Annotated in this window: 3 protein-coding genes; all 3 read right to left on the bottom strand. The window is 55.0% G+C overall.

Annotation, left to right across the window (positions count from 1 at the left end; all coding sequences use genetic code 11):
• Positions 1 to 88 precede the first annotated feature (88 nt).
• Positions 89 to 1,216: a hypothetical protein gene (locus tag QVO99_RS08165; RefSeq protein ID WP_022317123.1), complete on the bottom strand. Its 1,128-nt coding sequence runs from the start codon at positions 1,214 to 1,216 to the stop codon at positions 89 to 91.
• Positions 1,217 to 1,300: 84 nt separating this feature from the next.
• Positions 1,301 to 2,413, bottom strand: a complete 1,113-nt coding sequence (locus QVO99_RS08160) for a YncE family protein (protein WP_022317122.1) — start codon at positions 2,411 to 2,413, stop codon at positions 1,301 to 1,303.
• Positions 2,414 to 2,436: 23 nt separating this feature from the next.
• Positions 2,437 to 4,090: TonB-dependent receptor plug domain-containing protein (locus tag QVO99_RS08155; protein WP_288177070.1), on the bottom strand; the 1,654-nt coding region annotated here is incomplete at its 5' end.

Raw genomic sequence — 4,090 nt, 5'->3', positions numbered from 1 at the left:
ATTGACTAACGACACATAGCTGTCTAATAGAATAACGACACATGGATGGCCGATTGACTGACTACGTCTGCCTGGCAGATTGATATCGTCAGAATACCATTTTCTTGCCGTTGTGGATATAAATCTGGCCTCTGACGAGCCGGTCAACTTTCTGTCCCATGAGGTTGTAGTAGGTGTCAGAGGGGCGGGTCTTGTATGTAGGGGCGGTGATGCCATCGACGGGCTGGTTGGGGTTAGGACGGGGCGTGATGATATAAGGGGCGTCATCGTAGCCGGGCACGAGATGCAGGTCCTGGAAGGTGTCTATTTCAGTGGACGTCTCGCCGATCAGACCGCAAAACTGCAACACGCCGGTTGCCACGCGCACGAAGTCGATGTGGTCGAGAGCCACCGGACGACCATCCTTGTCAACAGCCCAGTCGATGTCGAACGAACAATATTTCGGGTCGTTAGCCGGACAGGCGTCCACATATCCGTAAGAGTCATCCGCATAGCGGTATTGCACCCAATAGTCCCTGCCGTCCACCTCGTATTTCTTGGCCGGATTCGGAAGGCGACCGCCCTCGAAGGTCAGCTCATCGGCAGTCTCCCACATAGGCCAGTATGTCTGCTTGTGGGCAGCGAGCTTAGGATAATAGTACGTGAAATCCCAACATGAGTTGTTTTTTTCCGTCACCAGTCCTGAGCATTTCAGATACATATCATACATCGACCCCGGCAGTGCGTGGTCGCCCTCCTCAGCCGTCGGTCTATAGTAAGTGAGCCTCATCCTGCTGTATTCATCGGTGAAATATTCCGAACCTGCGAGTTCATACCATTCCGCCGTCTCCACATTGTCGCCCACTCCCACATATACTATTCCCGGTTCAATGCTTCCGCCTATCGTCTCCTTGCCATACACGGGGTCGTCGGCGGCATACATGGCATTGCCGGTGATGAGAAGGTCAGAACCGGTCTTGTTCTCCACGGGATGGTCGAACTTCACGGTGATGTATCCGCCGAAAGAACCGAGGTGTACGAGATAGCCTTTCTTTGCCAACTGTTCCTCGCAAGCCTTCAATACCTGTTCGCGGGTCATCCCCTCTTCCACTTCGGGCAGTACGTTGACAAACTGTCCCGGTGCCGGACAGTATTCCAATACGCTGACTTTCTGAGTCTGTGCGCCGGCAACTGCCGTCATAGCGCATAATGCAAATGCCAATAACAACTTCTTCATAATCTGTGTGGTTTTAAGTTCTTTTATTTCAATAAACGCTGATTTACATTTCTGCAAGTCACCGCTTCCGTTTCAGCAAGCACTTCACTTCTTCAGAAACAGCAACTTGCCGGGATTTATCCCCTCCAGAGGGTATCGCCCTATCAGCTCGCCTGTGGGAGAGAATTCATACAGTCTGCCGTTCGTGGCATATCCCCGGGCATCGGTGACATACAGGTGTGCCGAGTATGGCGATATGAAAATGCCGTAGGGCGCCTGCATCTTCAGTATTTCCGGAGCTGCCGCGGCATAAGAGGCAAGTCCGTCTGCCACGTCAAGCGAGGGCAGGCCGATGGTGTGTGTGGTGAGGGTGTAGGCGCCGGTGACATACGAGAAGCTGCTGCCTATCAGATAGAAGCGGTTGCCGTAGGCACAGGAGTATGTGGCAGGGAAATCAAACACCCGGAACTCCTCGTCCGCCATGTTCATCACCACGGTCTTTGGTGCCACGTCATAACTGTCGCCGGCGGAATTGATACACAGAAACTGTCCGCAGCACGTCATGTCGCCGAAGAGATTGATGCACCCCGTGTCGATGCGCCTTATCTCGCGCATCGTGGCGGCGTCCACCACAGAGACGGTGCTCTCATACTTATGACCAGCCTGACCGCCGTATCCTCCGGTGTTTGCCACGAAGAGCCTGCCGCCATAGTATGCCACGCCCTCCGGCTCGTAGCCCACATGACAGGTGTCTACTATCTGCTTCGTCCTGATGTCAATCTTTGCCACATAGCCGTTGTCGGCATACGAGGTGCAGTAGAGATATCCGCAGCGGTCGGTGGCGAGGCGGCGGTTGTTTGGTATGTCTTCGGTGGCGGCAATCGCCCTGCCGTCGGGATAGATATACTGTATGATGTTCGACCAGTTCACCGATATGGCAATCAGCGTGTCGTTCACCTGCAGTATGTCGTTGCCCGTGTCGCCGAGGTGCATTCCGGGATTGTTCTTCTTGAACCACCCGTTTGTCACCGTTCCGCCGTCGATATAGCTCAGCGTGGAGTTGTCGAGTCCCCACAGTCCCTGGCAGAGAACCACGATTCTGTCGTCTGTCTGCGTGGGCGCTACGGGTAGCTCGCTGTCTGCCGGCTCCAGCGAGCAGGCGGCGAGCAGCGTTGCCGTCAGCATTATCGTCAGTATATATATATAATGTCTGTTCATATCATCAAGAGTTGGCGAACTTCTCAGAGTTCGAATTTCACTGTCGCCTTCCAGTTACGTCCCGGCATGGGATAGCGCTTCACCACTTCGTGGCGCGAGTCGGTCAGGTTGTTGCATTCCACTGTAGCCTGCACCACCATACCGTTTTTCAATCTGAACCGCTTGTTCAGCTTCAGGTCCACGGTATACCAGTCGCCAAGCAGGTCGTCGGCATTGTTTGAGATGAGGGCGAAGCGCTCACCGGTATACAGGAACGAGGTGCAGAGCGAATATGAGTCGTAGCCGAGATCGACGATGAGCGAACCGGAATGCAGCGGACTGTATGGCACGTAGTGCTTGTATTCCGGGTCGGAGGGCATACTGTAGTCGCGGTCGCTCTGACAGGTGTAGTTGGCGTTTGTGGCAAGTGAGAATTTTCCCCATTCGTTGCTGTATCCTCCGGATAGCGACAGTCCGAGCGACTTCACCATGCCGAAGTTCACCATCGACCATCTGAACTGGCATTTCATCGGTATCGCCACTATCTTGTCTTCTATCTCGTTGTAGTATCCGTCGATGGCAAAGTGGAGATGTCTGCCGCGATAGTCCACTCCGGCATCCCACTGCGTGGTGTATTCCGGCTTCAGGTCGGTGCAGCCCACAAGGGTGTAGTATAGGTCGTTGAGCGTGGGGGCGCGGAAGATGCGCTTGTTGAAGGCTCTCACCACCCACGGCCCGCTCTTGTAGGAGGCAAGGAACATCGGTGTGAGCTTCCTTAGCGGCGAGGCGTTGCCGCGGGTGTGGTCTTGTATGTGGGTGTAGAGCATGGCGATGTTCACCTCCAGTCCTCTATACGAGAGAATGGCTGAGAGTAGGCTCTTGGAGTCGAGGCGGTACACGTAGCTCGACTTATACACGTCGGTATTGAGGTCGCTCCATGTGATGTCGGTGCTCGCCGTAAGCGACAGGTATTTCATGTTGTACGACCCTGCCACAGAGGCGTAGACGCTCTGCTGCGTGTAGTGGTTGTTGCAGTAGATGGCGGCGGCGTTGGTAGATGGGTCCTGCAGATAGTGCAGATAGTCGAACGAGTATTTCAGGTTGGTGCGCAGTCCGAAGTTCTCCCACAGTTTCTTGTATGACGACTGCACGAAGAAGTTCTGGTCCCACTGCCGGTCGGTGGAGTCCCACTGGTCGGTGAGCCGTCGTATCACGGGGCCGGGCAGTCCGCGCTCCGAGTTGTAGTAATACACGTGGGTGGCAAGCCCCTTGTAGAATCCAGCCGCCTCGAGCCTGTAGAAACGGATGTCTGAATTGTGGCGCTTGCCGATGGTGTCTTCAGAGAGGGAGCGGAAGCGGAACTTGTAGTTTCCGTCGGTATGCTGATATTCGGCATCCACGAAGAGGCGGTCTTTCAGCGAGAAATACCCCTTCACCTTGTTCAGTCCGAACGACCCCGTGCCGTATTCGGCGGTCAGCGTGGTGCGGTCGGGTTTCCTGGTCTGCATATACACTGTGGCAGCCGAGGCATATTCGGTTGCCGACTGCAGGCGCTCGTTCTTGTTGGCGTTGTATAGCGACACCGACTCCATATTGGAGAGTGAATATCTGCCCAGGTCCACCTGTCCGTTCTGTGCGTTGGTGATGCGGATGCCGTCGAGATACACCCCCACGTGCTGCGAGCCGAGCGAGCGCACG

This window comes from Prevotella sp. CAG:592 (assembly GCF_000436015.1).
GTDB classification, from domain to species: domain Bacteria; phylum Bacteroidota; class Bacteroidia; order Bacteroidales; family Bacteroidaceae; genus Prevotella; species Prevotella pectinovora.
The sequence above is the reverse complement of the archived record's forward strand: the minus strand, read 5'-3'. Positions and strand labels throughout refer to the sequence as shown.